Here is a 21,107-nt window from a genome sequence, read left to right on the forward strand (position 1 = left end):
ATTCATTGTTTGATCCAAATCAGGAAATGTCTTTAAACGCTTTGCTATTTGCTGAGGAGACCATAAACAACGGATCGCTTCAACAATAAATTTCCAGAGGATTGAATCGATTTTGAGTTTTCTGTGACCACGTCTACGTCTAGCGAAGGTGTTATCAGAAGCATATCGAGCTTGATAAACGTCATTGATGCTATTTCTTTTAAGCTCACGATAGATCGTACTAGGATGTCTTTTAATGAGTTCAGCAAATTTTCTGGCTGAAAAGCCTTCTTTTCTTGACTCAAGCATTAATGCAGTACGATCTTCAAAGTTAAGATGATGGTATGACAATTTTATATACTCCATAAACCCTTTAAATTAATTAGGTGGTTTATGTCGCACTTCAAGTTTTACTCTGCCATGCTTTAAAAGAAAAAGTCTTCTCAATTATTTACACACAAAAAGATTTAGTGGTGCGTGAAAAGTTAAAGGAAATATTCTTTTTACATGTCAATCTGGAAGGGCATTATTATTTGCCATTTAGAGCTATTTTTGAAATTGAAAAAATTTACCCTACAGCCTATCAAGTGGTTATACAGTACCGTCAATGGTTAATTGATGAAGTTTATAAATTACTTTTAACAGCGAAGAATGATGCTACTAAAAAAGATGCTCATATGTTTTTATTTGTAATTGATGGTGCCATTATTCAACTGCTAGATGAAACAAAGGCTGATAATAGAGAACTGTTATTGCAATATATTTTAAAAAGTATTTTTCTTAGTGATTAATTAATTAAATAGATGAGCTTAACTAACATTAGAGTTTTATTAATAAATTTTTTTTAAGAAAAGCTTGAACTTATATAAAATAAGGCCGCTATGCATTTAAAACATAACGACCTAATCTATATATAGCTAAGAAGATGAAACAAGTCTGTTCATGTAAAAGAGTATGTATTCAAGCTTTCGTATGGGTTAAAACAAGGTTTATTTATGAGATAGCATCATAAATAATTAAATCTATTTACGCAGCCGCACAGCTCTGCGTTGTTTCAAGCTCAATGAGTTTATTTATATAAGACCATGTTCTTTCAGCATTAATTTCTGGTTTATTAATGGTGCCATCAATAATAAGCCCATCAATAATATTTAGAAAAAGGCTGCTTAGAACTGTTGGATCTTCAATGTCTAGCTCTAAAAACATAGAGACTACTAAGTCGTAAATCCATTGTCTATATTGATTCACTTGGCTTTTAATGGATGGATACATTTGTAAAACTTCTATAGTCGCTTTTTTAAATAAACAACCATAAAAATCTTCAGTGTTAATCCAGTCTATATACCAGTTAAAAACATTTTTAAGTTTATTTAACGGATCATGTGCGCGGTTTACCTTTTCTAGTAAAGAAGCCTGCACTTCCAAAATTCTTCGCTGAAGGCATTCTTCAATTAAAACTTCTTTAGAAGAGAAGTACTTATAGAAAGTCATTTTTGCAACATTGGACTCAGCAATAATTTTGTCTACCCCAATCGAGGTATAACTTTTCTGATTAAAAAGGGTCATTGCTGTTGTTATAATCGTTTCTCTTTTTGACATTGGTTGCCCCGTCATAGATATTTTTTGATTAACTTTGCTATTGTAAAGTATGAAAGCTTAAATAAAACTTATTTTATGATATTTAAAAAATTATATTTATTCAATAGTTTGGTTTATTTTAAAAAACAATAATATATATTTTTTATTGGCAATAGTTTACTTTTTTAAATAATATTAATTAATCCATTGATTTGTTGAGATAATAAACATAATATCGACTCGTTAAGTATGGGTATATGGAATTTATCCTTTTAGCAATAGAGTGCGAAATGGAAATAGAGGGATAAGCCTTAGCTTAACTATAAGAAAAACTTTTTATTGAGAATGATTATGTCAAAAAAATTTGAAGACTTTGATAATCCAAGACAAAAAGCATTACAAGGTATGAAAAATAGTATTTCTGCCCAACAGTGGGAAGAAAACTTACAATTTCTCAAACAGTTAAGGAATAGAATTGCACATTTACCAGTAAGTCATCATCCAGCCATTGAAATATTAAATAACGGTTATCTTGATAAACAAACCTTGACACGTATTCATTTAGAATATCGTCATGCCATCGTACAAATTTTTACTGATGCTTTATTACAGGCACAGTTTTTAACAAAGCAATTGGAACCAAAGCTTCACTCTGGCGCCAAAATGTTTCCACGTGTGTTATTAAGCCTAAACATATTAGATGAATTTGGTTTTAGACCGGGTTTGGGTAAAGATAATTATTATTTAGGAAACCCTGAATACGCACATTATCCATTATATGAAGATTTATTAAATGACTACGGTTTGTCTGAGGACGACCGCCGTAATTATAAACCTTCAAAAATTGCAGATCAGGTGAGAACATTTTTAGAAGCTTCTTATGATAGCTATATGAATGTGGTGGCTTTATTGGCTGTAGCAGAAGAAGAGGTTATTCTTTTTAGCCCGCCATTAAGACAAGCCACCAAGTTTGTTAATATTGATGTTGAGGGTGGTGGTTATTATCACGTCCACGGCGTCTCAACAGATGAAACAGCAGAAGCTGCTGACGATGATCATCAAGACGATTTGTGGTTTGCATTAGCACAAGCGATTACCAAAGATGATTATGAAAGCTTGACCAAACTATGTCTTGATTATTGTGCATTGTGGACTGAGTTTTGGGATGCACAAATTGCCGATGTTCATTTTATTGAAGAAAAGAAATTGGCATAAGTTTTTTAAGTTCACTCGTAAAAGCCTGTTTATATTGGACAGGCTTTTTTATTGGTGTGAGGACCCAAATTTTTATATTTTCACCAAAGTTATTTCAAATATGAAAACACGGGCCAACAACTCAACAATCTCTAAACAGTACCTATAAATCTGCTACAATTACGCCAATTTTTATTTTGATCGACTTTAGATCTTTGGCACTGCAATCTCCGCAGTAGGTGTATTTCATGAGTTTTAAAGATGAGTTAGCGGCACAGGTCGCTCAACGACGCACATTTGCTATTATTTCCCACCCCGATGCCGGTAAAACCACCATGACAGAAAAACTGTTGTTATGGGGTAAAGCGATTCAGGTTGCAGGGATGGTAAAAAGCCGTAAATCTGACCGTGCAGCTACATCTGACTGGATGGAAATGGAAAAAGAACGTGGTATCTCGATCACTACGTCTGTTATGCAGTTCCCATATAAAGGTCACACCATTAACTTACTCGATACACCGGGGCACGAAGACTTCTCGGAAGATACTTATCGTACGCTTACCGCGGTTGACTCTGCACTGATGGTGATTGACGGTGCAAAAGGTGTCGAAGAACGTACCATCAAATTGATGGAAGTGTGTCGTATGCGTGACACACCAATTATTTCTTTCGTCAACAAAATGGACCGTGAAATTCGTGAGCCACTTGAGTTGTTAGACGAAATCGAAAACGTTTTAAATATTCGCTGTGTACCAATTACATGGCCACTTGGTATGGGTCGTGACTTTGCTGGTGTATACAATATTCTTGAAAATAAATTGTATGTTTACAAAGCAGGTTTTGGTTCAACCATTACCGATATTGAAGTACGCGATGGCTATGATCACGCCGATATTCGTGAAAAAGTAGGTGAGTTGGCTTGGGCTTCTTTTGAAGAGTCGCTTGAGTTGGTACAAATGGCAAACGAACCATTAGACCGTGAACTTTTCTTACAAGGTAAACAAACACCTGTTCTATTTGGTACAGCATTAGGTAACTTTGGTGTTGACCATGTTCTTGATGCATTTATGAACTGGGCACCTGAACCTAAAGCACATCCAACGCAAGAGCGTATGGTTGAAGCGAAAGAAGAAGGTTTCTCTGGCTTTGTATTTAAAATTCAAGCCAACATGGACCCTAAACACCGTGACCGTATTGCCTTTATGCGTATTTGTTCAGGTAAGTATGAAAAAGGCCTGAAAATGAACCACGTGCGTATTGGTAAAGAAGTCCGCATTAGTGATGCGTTGACTTTCCTTGCAGGCGAGCGTGAGCACTTAGAAGAAGCATGGCCGGGCGATATTATTGGTTTACACAATCACGGTACCATCCAGATTGGTGATACTTTCACTAGCGGTGAAAACTTACACTTCACTGGTATTCCACACTTTGCGCCAGAAATGTTCCGCCGTGTACGTTTGAAAGATCCATTAAAGTCAAAACAATTGCAAAAAGGCTTGAAAGAGTTGTCTGAAGAAGGTGCAACTCAGGTGTTTATGCCACAAATTAGCAATGATTTGATTGTGGGTGCGGTTGGTGTGCTTCAGTTTGACGTTGTTGCTTACCGCTTGAAAGAAGAATATAAAGTTGACTGTGTTTACGAGCCAGTAAGCGTAAATACTGTGCGTTGGATTCATTGTGATGATGACAAGATTCTTAATGAGTTCAAGAAAAAAGCACATGACCAACTTTCAATTGATGGCGGCGGTCACTTAACGTATCTTGCTCCTAGCCGTGTAAACTTGCAGATTATGCAAGAGCGTTGGCCTGATATTGAGTTCCGTAGTACACGTGAACACTAAGCATATAAATGTGACAAACAGCTTCGAACAGAAGCTGTTTTGTTTTGAAAAATAAGAAAGGATGATGAAATGAATTTGAGTAAAAAGGCTATTATTGCGCTTGTGGTTGCAGCCATAGCACTAATTTCTGCTATTTCTGCATTTGTCTGGAAAAGCACTCAGTCCTCATCATCTTCTGAAAAAAATATAGCTTCTGCCCAAAAGAATACTACTGAAAAGGCAGAGGTTTTACCTTACTTAAACTTGACTGAAACCAAGGCAAATTATGCAGTGCCTTTTTGTGAAAAGAAAAACTGTATTGATGTCGATATTCAAACCATAAAAACCCAAGATGCGTGGTTAAATAGCTGGATCGAAAAAAATCAGGCGAAAGTCATTCAGACTCAAATTAATTTGAAAAAAGATTTGAACCTGCAACAAGCAGTTGATGCTTACGTTAAAAAGTCAGACGAATGGCAAGATAAATATTCTAAAAACCGTGCCTATGAATTACACATTCATACACGCATTGCTTCGCAGCGTAATCAATATGTATTACTACAACTGGCTTTGGACAGTAAACAAGAAGAGATCACTATAAAAGATCGTTATTATTTTTTCGTGGCTGATCGTAAATTGCATAAAAGCTTAACTTTGCTTGATGTACTTCAAAAAGATCAGCAAACCACTGTGCATCAAATCGTGCAAACTGCGTATCAGGATTGGCTGAAAAAACAAAATGCTGATGTTAAAAAAGACGCACCAAAAACTTTGTATTGGGGACAGGCCGACTGGTTCTTTGATGGCGAAGGTGTAGGTCTGCATTATCAGGCAAATCAGATTACCAAAGATGCGCCTCAGCTCGATATTTATTTAACGACAGAACAAACCAAAAAAATATTACAACCTGAGGTTTATGAACAAATGTTTTAAGTTGGTAGCAGAATTTGCAACCTACTTATAGATGCGCTAACTTCATATCAGTTATGCATAATCTTCTCAGAATAAAGGCAAAATATGATGTTAACTTCTAAGGCCTCGCTACGTTTAACGCTACTTGCTTCTGCACTATTTTTAGTGGCATGTCAGCCTAAAAGTGATCCTAAAGAGTCGAAAGATCAGCAAAAGCCAGCAGTGGTTGAGCAAAAGCCTGTGGAACTGACTTTAAAAGGGGAAACAGTTCAAAGTAAGGTGGTTTTGCCAGACTGTAGTGGTAAAACTTGCCCTGAATTTACTGTAGAGCGCTTGCAAAGTAACTATCCATTTATTGATAAGATTATTGATCAACAAGTTTTAAAAGCACTCGGCCAGATTCTTGAAATTGCAGAACCAGATGCAAAAACAGCAAAAACTGATAAAAAGACAGAAGCTTCGGGAGTTGCTGCTGCTGACCAACAAGATAGTTTCGATGCTCAGGTTCAGCGCTATGCAAACTCATTTATTGGTTTAGACAAGGAACTAAAAGAGTTAAGTAGTAATCATCAGATTAATCTTTTAGTAAAACCTAAAATCATACAGTCGCAAGGTAAAGTCGTAACTGTTGTAGTTAACAGTAGTAGCTATTTGGGTGGGGCGCATGGTTCGGCTGCCCAGCATTATTACAATTTTGATTTAAAAGAGGAAAAGCAAGTCAAACTTGAAAACTTGCTGCGTCCAGAGAAAAAAGCCGCTTTAGAAAAGTTAGCACATGAAGCGTTTAAAGCTTGGGTGACTGACTCAAAACTTGCCAATAGTGTGAGTGAATATGAACAAGCTTGGCCATTTAAACTCACTGAAAACTTCTTGCTCGGTGATCAGGGCTTGATTCTTCAATATGGCGAATATGAAATTGGTCCTTATGTTGTGGGGTTGCCTCGTTTAGTTATTCCATACGACCAATTACAAGATGTATTGAAAGAAGAATATTTACCACAGCCTAAAGCTAAACCAGCTTCGACACCTGCCGAAAAAAGTGCTAGCTAATGCATTTGTTTGATACCCATACCCATTTCGATGTTGCCGATTTTGATGAAGATCGGCAGCAGTTAGCACTTGAGGCTAAAAAAGTGGGTGTGGATGCTTTGGTGTTAATTGGCTTTTTACAGTCACGTTTTGATGATTTGGTATACACTCATCATCAGCTCAAGCAGTGGGAGAAGGTGCCCGCTTCTTATTTAGCGCCGGGGTTGCATCCATTTTATATTGAGCAACACAGGCCAGAACATCTTTCTCATCTTGAACAAATTTTGCAGCAAGAAGACTGCGTGGCAGTGGGTGAAATTGGCCTCGACACTTTTTTGAAAGAGCATAAGCAGCCCGATATATATGCCAAACAAAAACAGTATTTTGCCGACCAGTTAGATCTGGCAACTCAATATCAAAAGCCAGTGTTACTTCATATTCGAAAAGCACACGGGGACGTATTAGCAATATTAAAAGCACATAAGTTTAAACTCGGCGGAATTGCTCATGCCTTTAGTGGTGGTGTGGAAGAGGCAAAAGGCCTGATTAAGCTTGGTTTTAAAATTGGTGTGACGGGACAAGTGACTAACCCGAATGCGAAAAAGCTTCATACTGTGGTACAGGCTATAGGTGCAGAGCATTTAGTGATTGAAACAGACTGTCCTGATATGACCCCGCTTTGCTGTCAAACTTCAACTGAGCAGCGTACTCGCAATACGCCTGTGAACTTACCTTATGTACTCAAAAGTTTGGCCGAAAATTTAAATATGGCCGAGTCAGATTTAGCTGATTTGCTATGGAAAAACTCACTATCAGCATTGAAATTATCGTAATAAAAATCAAAGATTAGAAATAGTAACTAAAACAAAACACAGCAATGAAAAAAGAAGCTTAAAGTAAGAAAACAACATGTAAAAACGTGAAAAATAACATTGCCAGACATGGGAGGATAACCCAATGGCTAAGTATAGCAATATCAATAGTTTTAATGCTCTACAGACGCTAACAGTAGGTTCCAGCAATTATCAGATTTTTAGCTTAACCCAAGCCGAGAAAAAGCTAGGTGACATTGCCAAACTGCCGAAATCATTAAAAGTACTGTTGGAAAACTTATTACGGTTTGAAGATCAGCACAGTGTTAAAACAGAACACATTCATGCTTTAGCTGAGTGGCTAAAAACCCGTACTTCCGATCAGGAAATTCAATATCGACCTGCACGGGTTTTAATGCAAGATTTTACCGGTGTTCCGGCAGTTGTTGACTTGGCTGCAATGCGTGCTGCAATGGCACAAGCGGGCGGCGACCCTGAAAAAATTAATCCTTTATCACCTGTAGACTTAGTCATTGACCACTCCGTGATGGTGGACTATTTTGCCGATGATCAGGCTTTTGAAGAAAACGTTCAAATTGAAATGCAGCGTAATGGCGAGCGATATCAATTTTTGCGTTGGGGACAATCTGCATTTAATAACTTTAGTGTTGTGCCACCGGGTACCGGTATTTGCCATCAGGTCAATTTAGAGTATTTGGCTCAAGCGGTGTGGCTAGGTGAAGACAGTGGTCAAACCTTTGCTTTCCCTGACACATTAGTAGGTACAGACTCACATACCACTATGATTAATGGTTTAGGGGTTTTAGGTTGGGGTGTTGGTGGTATTGAAGCAGAAGCTGCCATGTTGGGTCAGCCTATCTCTATGCTTATTCCTGAAGTGATCGGTTTTAAACTGACCGGCAAATTACAAGAAGGAATTACGGCAACCGACTTGGTACTCACCATTACTCAAATGCTTCGCCAAAAAGGTGTAGTAGGTAAATTTGTAGAATTCTATGGGGATGGCTTAGCCGACTTACCACTTGCTGACCGGGCGACCATTGCCAACATGGCACCTGAATATGGCGCAACTTGTGGTTTCTTCCCAATTGATGAAGTGACTTTGGGTTATTTGAAATTAACTGGTCGTCAAAGTGACCGTATTGCACTGGTTGAAGCATATAGCAAGGCACAAGGCTTATGGCGTAATCCGGGTGATGAACCTGTTTTCACAGATACCTTAAGTTTAGATATGAGTACGGTTCAGGCAAGTTTGGCAGGTCCAAAACGCCCTCAAGACCGTGTGCTTTTATCAGAAGTACCAAAAACGTTTAATGCGCTCATGGAGTTAACACTTAAGCCAGCCAAAGAAGCCAAAGAGCGTTTGGAAAATGAAGGCGGTGGTGGTACGGCTGTAGAAGCGACCAAAGCCAATATTCAGCATGAAAGCCCGTCTTGTGTGATTGAAGGACAGGAATATCCATTAAATCATGGTGATGTCGTCATTTCAGCGATTACTTCATGTACCAATACCTCTAACCCAAGTGTAATGCTGGCGGCAGGGTTACTTGCTAAAAAAGCCATTGAAAAAGGCTTGCAGCGTAAACCATGGGGAAAAAGTTCACTTGCACCTGGTTCTAAAGTCGTAACCGACTATTTATTGGCTGCTGGACTTACCCCGTATTTAGATGAGTTAGGCTATAACTTGGTAGGTTATGGTTGTACAACGTGTATTGGTAACTCGGGTCCTTTACCTGAACCAATTGAAGATGCAATTCAGTGTCATGATCTAAACGTGGCATCTGTACTTTCGGGTAACCGTAACTTTGAAGGGCGTGTGCATCCATTGGTTAAAACCAACTGGCTTGCTTCACCACCCCTTGTAGTTGCTTATGGTTTAGTTGGGAATATCCGTACCGATTTAACGACTCAACCGATTGGGCAAGGTAAAGATGGGCAACCTGTTTACTTAAAAGACATTTGGCCAAGTCAGGCAGAAATTGATGCCGTCTTACAAAAAGTAAATACCGACATGTTCCACAAAGAATATGCTGCGGTGTTTGATGGTGATGAAAGCTGGCAAGCGATTCAGATTCCAAAAAGTAAAACTTACGAATGGGCTGATGACTCGACTTATATTCGCCATCCGCCGTTCTTTGAAGGCATTGGTGAGCCACCAAAACCAATTAAAAATATTGAACAGGCACGTATTTTGGCAGTGCTAGGTGATTCGGTAACCACCGACCATATTTCACCAGCGGGTAATATCAAAAAAGACAGTCCGGCAGGTCGATACTTACAAGAGCAAGGTGTTGAGCCAAAAGACTTCAACTCTTATGGTTCACGACGTGGTAACCATGAAGTCATGATGCGAGGTACCTTTGCCAACATTCGTATTAAAAACGAAATGTTGGGTGGCGAAGAAGGCGGTAATACCATTCATGTACCAAGTGGCGAGAAGCTTGCTATTTATGATGCGGCGATGCGTTACCAACAAGAGCATACACCGCTTGTGATTATTGCTGGTAAAGAATACGGAACAGGTTCTTCACGTGACTGGGCTGCCAAAGGTACGAATTTGCTGGGTGTTAAAGCTGTGATTGCTGAAAGTTTTGAACGTATTCACCGTTCAAACTTGGTGGGTATGGGCGTGTTGCCATTACAGTTTGTTGATGGTCAAACCAGACAGTCGCTTAACTTAACTGGTCATGAAGTCATTTCGATTCGTGGTTTATCGGATGGCATTCAGCCTCATGAAATTCTTGAAGTTGATGTGAAAGGGCCAAATGGAGTAGCCAGCCACTTTAATGTGTTATGTCGAATTGATACGTTAAATGAGGTTGAGTACTTTAAGGCAGGTGGTATTTTGCATTATGTACTACGGAATTTGATTGCTGGTTAATGTTGTCTTGAGATTAATACCAATCAATATTTTTATTGGTTGGTATTAATTGAGCTTTTACATTAGAACTTTTCATTTTATTTGCTTGAGCTAATCATCATTCACAACCTGCCCATTATAAAAAGATAATAGTTTCTGCGATTCTTCTGATACTCGTGAACAGATGACAGGTTTTGTGAATGAGAAAGTTTTTGCTTACTTTTTAAAAAAGTAATAAGATTTAGCTGTTAGTACTTGAATTATAATGATAAGACTTGTCGTGAATTTAAATATCACCATCTCAAGTTTTCTTTGATCTGAAATACACTTTCTTCTGAAAAGCAGTAAAATACTCTCCGTGTTTTATATCCCCTCAAAGAGTAGCAATGACCGATCTTCAACAAGATGAATATGACCGCCGTTTTGCAGGTGTAGCCAAAATTTATGGTGATTCATCGTTCCTGCACTATGAAAAAAGTCATGTGATGGTGATTGGTATTGGTGGGGTTGGCAGTTGGGCGGTAGAAGCTTTAGCGCGTACAGGTATTGGCGAGATCACACTAGTCGATATGGATGTGGTTGCGGCATCAAATGTGAACCGTCAGCTACCTGCAATGACCTCTACTCTGGGCTGTGAAAAAGTTGAGATTATGGCGGAGCGTTGTCGCCAAATTAACCCACGTATTAAAGTTAATATTATTGATGACTTCTTAACACCAGAAAATGTTGCAGAGCTTTTAAACCCTATACCAGATATTGTTTTGGACTGCATCGATGACGTTAAAGCAAAACTGGCTTTAATGCTGCATTGCCGCTTTAATAAGATTCCTTTGATCGTGTCGGGTGGGGCAGGTGGTAAACTCGATCCACTTAAAATTCGTGTGGCTGATTTATCAAAAACAGAACAAGACCCAATGTTAGCTAAGCTACGTAGTCAGCTTCGTGCTCGCGGCATCTGTAAAAAGCCAAAAGAGAAATTTGGCATTACCTGCATTTATTCTATCGACAACCCGTTTTCTAGTGCGGATGTCTGTCCATCGGCTGGCTTGCGCTGTGGAGGGTATGGTTCAGCGGTGGTGGTCACTTCAAGCTTTGCCATGATTGCTGTGGCGGAAGTTTTGAAAAAACTCGATTTAAAGAAAGCCTAATTTGAATATTGAAAAGGCATGCGCTTATGTGAGTGCATGCCTTTTATTTTTGAGAGAAACTATTTAATCATATAGCTCTATGTTGTCTTGCTGTGGCTGTGTAGGTAGCTGCTGATCATAAAATTTAAAGCACCATAAAATTAAAATAACGATGGTGCATATTGCGAAACCTTTTAAATACTTCATGAAGAATTCAATCAAGTGAATGGTCTTAATAAAATTCTAGCGAAGGGAATCTATCTAATCTAATATAGAAAACAGACCGAATGATCTAATTTTGAGATGGTAATGCTCACATTAAAACAATTCCAATATTTCATAAAAATTGTTGAAGAAGGGAGTTTTACCGCTGCTTCCGAAAAACTATTTATTGCTCAGTCTGCTTTAAGTCGACAAATGAAGCTATTAGAAGAAGAAATTGGTTTTCAGTTGTTTGATCGCACGGATAAAAGGGCAAAACTCACGGCGGCGGGAGAAGTGTTTTATAAGAAAATAAAAGATAATTTGCTCTACTTAAATGAAATCATTGATCTTGCCAAGAGTGTTTCGGAAGGGAAGAACCGCCAGATTAAAATTGCTCATTCAAGTAGTATTGTTATGGATCATAAAAAGGTACAAATATTAAAAGAAGTTAGCTTAACGCAGCAGCTGGGTTTTGAGATCAATACCTTGTCATCAGAGCAGCAAATCTTAGCTTTAATGAACGGTGAAATTGATATTGGTTTTATTAGACCTCCCGTTCGGCACACTCTAGATGAGATGAGCATTTTTAAGTTATATGAAGAGCCTTTAATGGTGGCTGTGCATACCGAGCATGCCAAATTTGCTAAAGCAGAAAAGGTTTATTTAAAAGACTTGAAAGATGAGTGTTTTGTAACTACACCTCATGCCGAAAGAGGGGGCTTGAGTTATTTGGTCGCAAATCTGTGTTTAGCTGCAGGATTTACTCCACAAAAAGCCCCCATTCTGTCACGTAAGGTTTCGCAGTTACAATTGGTCGCTGCAAATTTGGGAATCAGTATAGTTCCTGAAGAGTTCAAACAAATTTTGCCTAATCAGGTAAAGCTATTACCTTTGGCAGATGATTTGTCATTCTCAGAAGTTTTGTTGGTTTATAGAAAAGATCAGGATGAAATGATTCAGCATTGTGCCGAGCAAATTCATCAAATGTTCCGATCTTAAAAAGCAGTAAATTAACCTAATCTGTAGTAAGTATAGGTGACGTTGTCATCTTTATAGACGTCGTAACTGCTTTGTTTGAAGTCCGAAACCCATTCACTTCCTGTGTAACCAGCGATGTGACCATAAACATGGTTGCGGGTTCTGTGAATGATGTAAATGTCGCCTTCTTGAGGCTCATCAAAAGCTGGGTTAATTTCTTTATAGCCAATCTTTTTCAGGGTATCGCCCCAATCAGATGCTGCAATTGGATGGTTTTCAACATCGGCACCAGCAGATTCAAGTGCAAGACGAATGCTACGTGCACAACGAGCTTTGCTGCGTCTAGAAGTAACACTTTCTAGTTTTGCTACGAATTTTTCTACATCAATGGCGGGAGGGGGATTGCTTTCAGTGCGGTGATTGTTGGGTTTCATGGTGAAGGGATAAGGAAGGCTTGGTGTGCTGTGTGATACAACAATCGCTGCCTTATTTGAATCCTGATACATATAGTTATCAGCTACTTGTCCGTCATAAATAATCATCGTGAAATCTCTACCCGTACTACCTATATCCGTATTTAGAAAATCACCACCTACCTGTGGCGTTCAGAGATACTAATTGCCCAAACTTAAAAGTTTTGTTTATGTTATGTAATAACGTATCTTTTTTCCAGTTTTTATTTCTGACTGCGAAAAAATAGCCTAGTTAAAATAGTGGCTAAAACTAGTAAAATTTAAGTAACTGATATTATTGAGTATAAATAAATAATCAGAGCTTAAATTTGAATATTTCGAGCCGACATTTGCGAATATACTCAAAATCTAAGTCTCTGATTTAAAATGCCACATTTTCTTACAATTTAAGAAGGCTGAGTGGGCTTAAGCCTGATGCTCTTTCACATATTCTTCAGTACGAATAATTGCAGCTTGCATGTTTCGAATAGCATTCTCGACATCAGTTAAAGTTTTTGCATTTCCACCGCTTAATGCTTGACGCCATTTACGGGCACCCGGTAGGTTTTGAAATAAACCTAAAATATGGCGCGTAATGATAGAGAGTGGAGCTCCTTCCGCCATACGTTGTTCAATATAAGGCAACATCTGTTCCATGATATCGAAACGGTCTGGTGCTTCTAAGTTCCAAAGTTGGCCAAGCTCAGCAAGTAGGTAAGGGTTGTGATAGGCTTCACGACCAATCATCACGCCATCAACATGCTGTAAATGAGCTTGAGTTTCGGCAAAAGTTTTAATTCCGCCGTTAATTTCAATCGTTAAGTGCGGGCGTTCTTGCTTTAAACGGTAAACATCTTCATAGCGTAGCGGTGGTACTTCTCGGTTTTCCTTCGGAGATAAACCTTTTAATATCGCAATACGGGCATGTACGACAAAGTGTGTGCAGCCCGTTGCCGCAACGGTATCTACGAAGTGCAGCATTTCTTCGTAAGACTGCATGTCATCAATACCAATACGGTGCTTAACCGTTACCGGAATATTGACCGCTTTTTGCATGCTATGAATACATTCAGCAACTAAGTCTGGCTCTGCCATTAAACATGCGCCGATTTTATTGTTCTGTACACGGTCACTTGGGCAGCCTACATTCAGGTTGACTTCGTCATAGCCCCAGTCTTCAGCCATTTTTGTACAAGTGGCAAGCTCTTGAGGATTTGAACCACCAAGTTGCAGTACGATTGGGTGTTCTTGAGCGTTATAGTCCAAGTGGCGTTTTGCATCGCCAAATAAAATCGCGCCTGTTGTCACCATTTCGGTATACAGCACAACGTTTGGGTTAAACAACCGTGCAAAGAATCGGTAATCCTTTGTAGTCCAGTCCATCATTGGGGCTACACTGATTCTTGGAGATTTAATAGTTTCAATGGTTTTGTTAATAGTCATTAAAAATCATACCTTTAATCAGTGTTTTGCAACCTGTTTGAATCTGTGGGAACTCATGTTTAGCTGCGTTAATCGGTTTGCATTTACACCAGAATTTACACCATAATGAAAAAAATGGTTCATGGTGTAAAATTATGGGGTCAATTACTGCCAGAAAAAGTGCAGATGGAAGTGTTAGTTACCGAGCTGCTATCCGGATCAACAAAAAAGGTTATCCTGCTTATTCTGAAAGCAAAACATTTTATTCAAAAAAAGTGGCAGAAAACTGGCTTAAAAAAAGAGAAGTTGAGATTCAAGAAAATCCAGACATTTTACTTGGCAAAGAACAACTGATTGATCTAACTTTGTCAGATGCCATAGATAAATATTTGGATGAAGTTGGGAGCGAGTACGGCAGGACGAAACGCTATTCTCTACTCTTAATTAAGAAGTTGCCAATTGCGCGCAATATTATCACAAAAATACATTCGATACATTTGGCTGAGCATGTGGCTCTAAGACGAAGAGGCGTGCCTAATCTTGGTTTAGAACCTATTGCAACAAGTACACAGCAGCATGAGCTTTTACATATTAGAGGTGTTCTATCTCATGCATCTGTTATGTGGGGTATGGAAGTTGATTTAAGTAACTTCGATAAAGCTACAGCACAGCTTAGAAAAACTCGTCAAATCTCGTCTAGTAAAGTGAGAGATAGGCTTCCTACAAAGGAAGAGTTAATTGCTTTAACAAAACTTTTTGCTGAGCGTTGGAAGTTAAATAAATACGGTACTAAGTATCCAATGCATTTAATTATTTGGTTCGCAATTTTTTCATGTAGACGTGAAGCAGAGTTAACACGCTTATGGCTGCAAGATTATGATTCTTACAACTCTTCATGGAAAGTTCATGATTTGAAAAATCCGAACGGTTCTAAAGGTAATCACAAGTCTTTTGATGTGTTGGAACCTTGTAAAACAATAATTGAACTTTTATTAGATAATGAAGTGCGGAGTCGTATGCTTCGATTAGGATATGATGAACAACTCTTATTACCTTTGAATCCCAAAAGCATAGGAAAAGAGTTTCGCGAAGCATGTAAAATATTGGGAATAGAGGATTTACATTTTCATGATTTGAGACATGAAGGTTGTACGAGACTTGCAGAACAAAGTTTTACTATTCCTGAAATTCAGAAAGTAAGTTTGCATGATTCTTGGGGGAGCTTACAGCGGTATGTTTCTGTGAAGTCAAGGCGAAATGTAATTCAATTGGAAGAGGTGCTACGCCTCATTGATGAAACGTAGCAAAGTCTTTAGCAGCTTCAGAATACTTCTTATCTAAGATATCAGCCAAGTCTTTAACGTGCACCAGAAATGGTGCGCGTTTGCTTGAATCTATTTTAAAGACAGAGAAAGGAAACTCTTGATTATTTGCCTTTCTCAGCGCCTCTGCCTTGCTTAAGTGAGGATAGTAGTCTTGTACTATGCTCATTAATTCGACAGTCATAGAGCGATATTTCATAAATAGGTAATCAGCGGTGTTTAACTGGAATGCACCCATTGTGAAATAGCCTCTTAACTAGTTAGTTTTAAACTTTGAATACAACACATCAAAATTGGACTGTGTATCCCAAATTCGAAGGACTGCATCACTGCCTATCAGGTACGTTTTGAGCAGCTTAATAAGATCTTTGCACCTTGGATCACTTTTAAAAAAATGATTAGTTTGCATAAACCCGTTTAATGGCATAGATACAGGATATGCTTTGCAATTAAATAGGCCTTCCAGATTACCTCGTAAGGCAATGAAAGCATTTTCATCAGAAGAACCAACAGGATCATCTATGAACTGGCGTTCCAGTAAAAACACCAGCCTAAGTGCTAATTGTCCTTGGGGTGTAAGTTCCCATTTCGAAAATACGGCAATAATTTCATTATTTCCACCTTCATTAAGGAAAATGGCGATCATCTCTTTTTTCTGCTGATCTAAATATTGTTGTTTCGAATACATTGGAGTATTCGCTGAAAGCGTAAATAGCATTGGCAAATATAGCTCATGTGTTTCGAAGCCTGCGTAGTCTCTGAATAGAACCTTCATTGTCGAATCAAATAACTCTTCAGCACGACTTTGTTCTGTATTCCAAGCTGTTAAATCCTCACTAAACTGCCTAGTGTTGAGCATATATTGGTAGCCCGTAATTTGATTAGAAAAATACTGATCGTGGCAGTAAATCCCCCCATTAAGCATAGGCCCCATATGTTTAATAAACTGAATAAACAATTCGTTCTCTGGCTTTAGTCGAACAGATAACATCCCATTAGTGACAGGGGAGCCTGTCACTAATGGATATGCTGATCTAATCAACTCAACAGGTTTACTGAGAGATAATGCCTGATTACTATTTTGAGAATTTTGTTTTGCAAACATGCTTGTAGTTTTTGATCTCCCAAGAGCTTTTGCTGACTTCTCAGAACCAATCAGATCGTAAGCCCAAATAGGTTGAATGCTGCATGACGAATGTGTAGCTGCAAGTAAAGCATCTGATGCGTACTTAGTCATGTTACTGTCCTCCTACTTGAGCATCATCTGACTGATCAGAGTCTAGTAGGTTAAGTTGCTCGAACTTGCGTGGACGGCCAAGTTTGGTAGCAGGAACTTTTGGTATTTGGCTTGTTCGGAAGCTCCGAATTTGTTCTCCATTAGTAAAGGCGAAGTACTGATCATTTTTGCATATGTAGTCAAACGTAGCCTTGAGATTCTTAAGCATTTCATGGTCGGTATACTCCAAAATGCCTAAGGCACGATAGCGGTACTCATCTTTCTTCATATTGCAGATAAAAGCAGTCCCAAGATTGTTTGTAGCAACCCTCCATTTCTCAGCAATATATTGCCCCCACGTGATGTCCTCACGATGGTCATTGGCATTGAAGAAGTAATAAAGATGTCCATGGAATCCCTTGGTTGGGGTGTGTTCAATACGCAGGATATACCCGAGCGCTTGCTTAAGCTGATTATGCTTAGATGCATCATAGAACCGAATAAAAGACTCTTGCATAAACTCACTATCATGTTCAGCCTGAGCAAAATCAGTTGAGATAGCAAGCTGTTGAAGCTTAGCTGGATCGCGTATTAATCCTAGGTCTACTCGAACAACAAGGATTCGAGAATGGATCTTGAGTAGAGTCTCTACAAGCTCAACACAACGCTCTTTAGAACGGCGTCGATTACTAGCACGATTCGAAAGTTGTTTACGAATTGAGGCACTGCTCATTCTTATTGCAAACAACTTCTGAAATTTAATTAAAGCTGCAACATAAGCCTGAGCCTGTTCAGATGTGTAACACTGATTGATCAGAGAAAATTCATAAAGGGTATATTGTTCTTCCTTTGAAAGTTCTAAGAATGAATCCTTAAAGGCCTGTAACTCTATGCCCATCTTGTAATTGCCAGAGTGAGCAGACACAAAGATTGTTGTAAGCTGGCACTTAAGCAAAAGTGGAATATCCTTCGCATATTCAACACGTAGTTGCTCTTTGCCCTTAAAACTTTGAACAGATTTAAGAGTAGCGATTGGGCGCTCTTTCTCAAAATACTTGATGAACTCAACACGACTGAGCATTTTTTCAACTTCAGGGTTTATACTCGTTTTGAATATTTTAATCTTACCGTTTTCTGTCATGTACTCATGAGTTGAAAAATCTTCCTTGAGCTGTTCTAGGAATGCATCTCTATCTGCAACTGAGAACTGTGCGATAGGTGGAAGAATTGGTTTAGCTGTGTTGTTCAGAGATTTCATAGTATACCTACATACAAATAATTAATTACGTATCAGGCGTCATGAGGTAAATGCTCTCCCTATGGACATCGTTTAGAAATGTCCATTAGGGTAGGCGTAGAGTGGATATTGGCTAATCTATCTGGAGTGTATTCATCTCAAATGGATACACAATTAAATCAATCTAATCTATAAGCAGTATTTGCTAAGGCACACTGCTTATGACAATAAGTATCTAGTAGATTAATTACATATATCTAATATTACTTATTACAATTGTATTTAAACCGAAAAGCCGATTGCACTTTACTTCGAGAATGCTCTACCAAAAAATGACGGTAATACGAGGACTTTTTAAAAGTTGTGATGTCCTGCGTTATGCAGCATTTAAATGGCTTCGTTGAGCTATTCTTCGGGTGACCCACACCCGTAAATTGCTAAGCTTCCAATTGAATGTACTTATTAATTTGATGTGTTGCTGGCTTAGGTTTGAGTTGGTCATATTGGTTCCTTATGTAGCAAGTTTTGTATGCTTGATTGCATAAGGGAAATTCTAGAAAAAAATTAAGCACCCTCTAAAAATCTGCGAAGAATTTATTTAAGCTACTGATATATATGTATTTAAAATCTTTAAAATATAGAAATTTCATTGTAATTATTACTCTTTTAAAAATTTATTAATTTTTTTTAAGAGCATGTCAGTGTAGAACTAACAGGCTCTAAATAAATTATGTGAGTGATCGGATTTTTATTGGGGTGGGAGGGGAATTCTAAAGTTTTCTACCTTTCTTTTCTATAAAAATGTTCAGCGCATCATATAGGCTTGGCTCGCTTTCCTTTAACCAAGATTTAGCGCTATTCAGTAACTTCATTCTCTGATCGTCGGTTCTAATTTTACTTTTTTGAGTTTCTAAGGCAGAAATCTTTTTCTGATAAAATACTCTTATTTCCTTATAACGTTCGATAGGGCGACCTGCAAAAGAAGTTAGGGGTTGATCACGGTTCTGAGCTTGTATGATTACAGTTTTTTTACCATATTCTTCAATTTCTTTGACTTCAGCTGTAGATAGATCATTTCGAGCTGCAAAAAGAAAATATTCAGCTTCTTCTTTTTTTCGTAAACAATGTTCTATTTCAGCATTGTATTCTTGAGTGAGGTATTCTGGAATTTTTGAGATAGCTTGCTGCTCAATGGCTCCTAGAACCGTATCCATACTTGAGTAAGTTTTTTGATTACTGGTAATAAAACGTTGAACAAGTGAGAGGTAAGTTTTTTTTACCCTCTGGGATTTTTTATGGCTGTTTCGGGCTAATTGAGATTGCCTAATCTGTTTATAGATATCTTCTGGTAGCGTGTAGATATAGAAAGAACAATCATAATGTTTGGAGTAGAGACGAAATGCTTCTTCAAAATGTTTCTCAGCTTGTTGTGCTGTTTTTTTGAATATTCTGGTTTTAGTTGATACCAAGTTTTTGAATTTACGAATTTCAGTCGCGATTTCGCCATAGTGTCGGGCAAGTCGGTCCTCTTCGGGAATGTAGATGTAAATTTCCGATTTACCTCGAAGTAATGGTGGGGGTAATCTCCATGCCTGTTGACGGAGAGCCTTTTGTTCTGGCGATTCTTTTAATAAGCCTTGATCAAGCTGTTCATAAAACCACTTTCGGTCATTATCCGTCATTTCTTCACTGATAGGTTCCATTTGTTCGGGTAAATAAGCTTTGTAGTGTTCGGCATAGGCTGATGGCAAACCATAGGGAAATTTATGTCTTTTAATAATATGTTCTTCAAGTTGGTCAATTAAGCCAATAAGTTTTTTGATGTTACTCGTAGATGTGGTTTCTTGTTTAGCCTTAGCATTTTTTTTAGCTGAAGTTGCCATGTAATCAAGTTCACTTATTCATTTTAAAAGAAGTGCATATATTATAAGTCGTAACTACTTATAATTTAAAAATGATTTAGCTTAACTTGAGAGTGAATTATGAGCATTTGTAGAGGGGTGTTAGGTGTTAAACTGCACTCCATTTATGTACCGACTTATGATGATTCTGTACCGACTTGCGATGTTTTGGGTGAAAAGTAGTCAAAATCAAAATGTAGCTTAGAGTTATAATTGTTGGACTAAACTTGTAGTACTGTGAAGCATTCTACTGGATTATAAATTTATTATGGACTGAATCAAGTGCTAGAAAATCACTCATTATTGGTTAGTTAATAGTATGTCTTTGTATTACTAAAAGGTCTCAATAGCGTTTCATTAATTGCAATGCAAGATTGTAGGCTACGGTTGTAGAAATTGACTCTGCTATAAAGAACTCTTGGGGTGGGGTGAAGTTTAAAGCCTGCTTTCGATAACGCGTCTGCTTTCCTGTCTGTTTGTCTTTAAAAATAAACTCATCCTGAGCATGAGAATATTCTTGTCCATACAGTGGACCACCAAGACACTTTAACCGAAACACTGAATCATCCTTAAATTTACCTAATGGTTAGTTTAAAGAATTAATCTAATGAAAAACAATAACAATCACTTTACGACTTAGTCGATAGATCATTGACACCTTAAATATTGCACATTATCCTTTGCTTGCTGGCCACATTGCCAGTCGGTTTTGACAGACCGTTTTATTGGGTTGCATCAGAGTTATTCCTTCTGAGGAATAATTTTGAGGGTACATCTCGTCTCCTCCCGTTGCGGTAGGACGGGAGAGGGACACTTTCGAGTGTGCTGGTGTCAATCCAATCCGGTCTGTCAACCCTTTCTCGTTCTGCCACCATAATTCTCTAATGCTTTGGCAGAACTCCCAATATAAAGGAGTTGGCTATGCATATTCTTTTTATAACGCCTGATTAGTTTTAATAGGATTTGATGAACTTCTAGTTTCTCAAGCTTTAGATCTTTTCGTCTAAAAATTTACTTAAAAAAATGTCATGTGAGCTACACCA

The 21,107-nt window shown here is 38.1% G+C and carries 19 protein-coding genes and 1 pseudogene; 10 read left to right on the forward strand and 10 right to left on the reverse strand.

Annotation, left to right across the window (positions count from 1 at the left end; all coding sequences use genetic code 11):
- Nucleotides 1–288 (reverse strand): helix-turn-helix domain-containing protein (locus J671_RS08560; protein ID WP_249364829.1); only part of this gene is annotated, 288 nt, incomplete at its 3' end.
- Between the two features lie 116 nt (nt 289–404).
- Between J671_RS08560 and J671_RS08565 the strand changes: the two are divergent.
- Nucleotides 405–770, forward strand: a pseudogene (locus tag J671_RS08565) (TetR family transcriptional regulator); the annotation flags it as partial.
- 235 nt (nt 771–1,005) lie between these two features.
- Here the strand turns inward: J671_RS08565 and J671_RS08570 are convergent.
- Nucleotides 1,006–1,578 carry a TetR/AcrR family transcriptional regulator gene (locus J671_RS08570; RefSeq protein ID WP_016803720.1) on the reverse strand — a complete coding sequence of 191 codons (573 nt, stop codon included), beginning with the start codon at nt 1,576–1,578 and terminating at the stop codon, nt 1,006–1,008.
- Between the two features lie 330 nt (nt 1,579–1,908).
- On the opposite strand from J671_RS08570, the gene J671_RS08575 reads away from it, so the two are divergent.
- The 7 genes from J671_RS08575 to J671_RS08605 all read left to right on the forward strand — a co-directional run bounded on the left by J671_RS08575 (nt 1,909) and on the right by J671_RS08605 (nt 11,353).
- Nucleotides 1,909–2,772 (forward strand): hypothetical protein, encoded by an 864-nt coding sequence (locus J671_RS08575; protein ID WP_004710645.1) that lies wholly within the window; start codon nt 1,909–1,911, stop codon nt 2,770–2,772.
- Between the two features lie 227 nt (nt 2,773–2,999).
- Nucleotides 3,000–4,592 (forward strand): peptide chain release factor 3, encoded by a 1,593-nt coding sequence (locus J671_RS08580; RefSeq protein ID WP_031982007.1) that lies wholly within the window; start codon nt 3,000–3,002, stop codon nt 4,590–4,592.
- A gap of 69 nt (nt 4,593–4,661) precedes the next feature.
- Nucleotides 4,662–5,504, forward strand: coding sequence for a hypothetical protein (locus J671_RS08585; protein ID WP_006580421.1), 843 nt, complete (start codon nt 4,662–4,664; stop codon nt 5,502–5,504).
- 87 nt (nt 5,505–5,591) lie between these two features.
- A complete protein-coding gene (locus J671_RS08590) occupies nt 5,592–6,533 on the forward strand; it encodes an RsiV family protein (protein WP_031982009.1) in 942 nt (313 codons plus the stop codon).
- Entirely contained in the window at nt 6,533–7,345 is an 813-nt protein-coding gene (locus J671_RS08595; RefSeq protein WP_031982010.1) for a TatD family hydrolase, read from the forward strand. Before J671_RS08590 ends, J671_RS08595 begins: the two co-directional genes overlap by 1 nt.
- 124 nt (nt 7,346–7,469) lie before the next feature.
- Nucleotides 7,470–10,226: an aconitate hydratase AcnA gene (gene acnA / locus J671_RS08600; RefSeq protein WP_031982011.1), complete on the forward strand. Its 2,757-nt coding sequence runs from the start codon at nt 7,470–7,472 to the stop codon at nt 10,224–10,226.
- A gap of 365 nt (nt 10,227–10,591) precedes the next feature.
- Entirely contained in the window at nt 10,592–11,353 is a 762-nt protein-coding gene (locus tag J671_RS08605; RefSeq protein WP_031982013.1) for a ThiF family adenylyltransferase, read from the forward strand.
- 63 nt (nt 11,354–11,416) lie between these two features.
- On the opposite strand, the gene J671_RS24980 is transcribed toward J671_RS08605, so the two are convergent.
- The gene (locus tag J671_RS24980) at nt 11,417–11,539 is read right to left on the reverse strand and encodes a hypothetical protein (protein ID WP_081404853.1); all 123 of its coding nucleotides are present in this window, start codon (nt 11,537–11,539) and stop codon (nt 11,417–11,419) included.
- A 102-nt stretch (nt 11,540–11,641) separates the two neighbouring features.
- On the opposite strand from J671_RS24980, the gene J671_RS08610 reads away from it, so the two are divergent.
- Nucleotides 11,642–12,535, forward strand: coding sequence for a LysR family transcriptional regulator (locus J671_RS08610; RefSeq protein WP_016803801.1), 894 nt, complete (start codon nt 11,642–11,644; stop codon nt 12,533–12,535).
- 11 nt (nt 12,536–12,546) lie between these two features.
- Here the strand turns inward: J671_RS08610 and J671_RS08615 are convergent, their stop codons facing one another.
- Nucleotides 12,547–13,056, reverse strand: coding sequence for a hypothetical protein (locus J671_RS08615; RefSeq protein WP_031982014.1), 510 nt, complete (start codon nt 13,054–13,056; stop codon nt 12,547–12,549).
- A gap of 336 nt (nt 13,057–13,392) precedes the next feature.
- Nucleotides 13,393–14,409 carry a tRNA dihydrouridine(20/20a) synthase DusA gene (dusA, locus tag J671_RS08620; protein ID WP_031982017.1) on the reverse strand — a complete coding sequence of 339 codons (1,017 nt, stop codon included), beginning with the start codon at nt 14,407–14,409 and terminating at the stop codon, nt 13,393–13,395.
- Between the two features lie 134 nt (nt 14,410–14,543).
- On the opposite strand from dusA, the gene J671_RS08625 reads away from it, so the two are divergent.
- Nucleotides 14,544–15,692 (forward strand): tyrosine-type recombinase/integrase, encoded by a 1,149-nt coding sequence (locus J671_RS08625; RefSeq protein WP_000534873.1) that lies wholly within the window; start codon nt 14,544–14,546, stop codon nt 15,690–15,692.
- Here the strand turns inward: J671_RS08625 and J671_RS0104270 are convergent.
- The 5 genes from J671_RS0104270 to J671_RS08645 form a co-directional block, all read right to left on the reverse strand.
- Nucleotides 15,676–15,948, reverse strand: a complete 273-nt coding sequence (locus J671_RS0104270) for a pyocin activator PrtN family protein (protein WP_000500676.1) — start codon at nt 15,946–15,948, stop codon at nt 15,676–15,678. The genes J671_RS08625 and J671_RS0104270 overlap by 17 nt on opposite strands.
- A gap of 18 nt (nt 15,949–15,966) precedes the next feature.
- Nucleotides 15,967–16,947 carry a hypothetical protein gene (locus J671_RS08630; RefSeq protein WP_000170392.1) on the reverse strand — a complete coding sequence of 327 codons (981 nt, stop codon included), beginning with the start codon at nt 16,945–16,947 and terminating at the stop codon, nt 15,967–15,969.
- A gap of 1 nt (nt 16,948) precedes the next feature.
- Nucleotides 16,949–18,184, reverse strand: a complete 1,236-nt coding sequence (locus J671_RS08635; RefSeq protein ID WP_000838814.1) for a YagK/YfjJ domain-containing protein — start codon at nt 18,182–18,184, stop codon at nt 16,949–16,951.
- Between the two features lie 749 nt (nt 18,185–18,933).
- Nucleotides 18,934–20,046, reverse strand: a complete 1,113-nt coding sequence (locus J671_RS08640; protein WP_000235770.1) for a hypothetical protein — start codon at nt 20,044–20,046, stop codon at nt 18,934–18,936.
- Between the two features lie 361 nt (nt 20,047–20,407).
- Nucleotides 20,408–20,623, reverse strand: a complete 216-nt coding sequence (locus J671_RS08645) for a hypothetical protein (protein WP_000489165.1) — start codon at nt 20,621–20,623, stop codon at nt 20,408–20,410.
- Between the last annotated feature and the right edge of the window lie 484 nt (nt 20,624–21,107).

It is taken from the genome of Acinetobacter sp. 1130196, from assembly GCF_000588095.1.
In the GTDB taxonomy this organism is placed as follows: Bacteria; Pseudomonadota; Gammaproteobacteria; order Pseudomonadales; family Moraxellaceae; genus Acinetobacter; species Acinetobacter nosocomialis.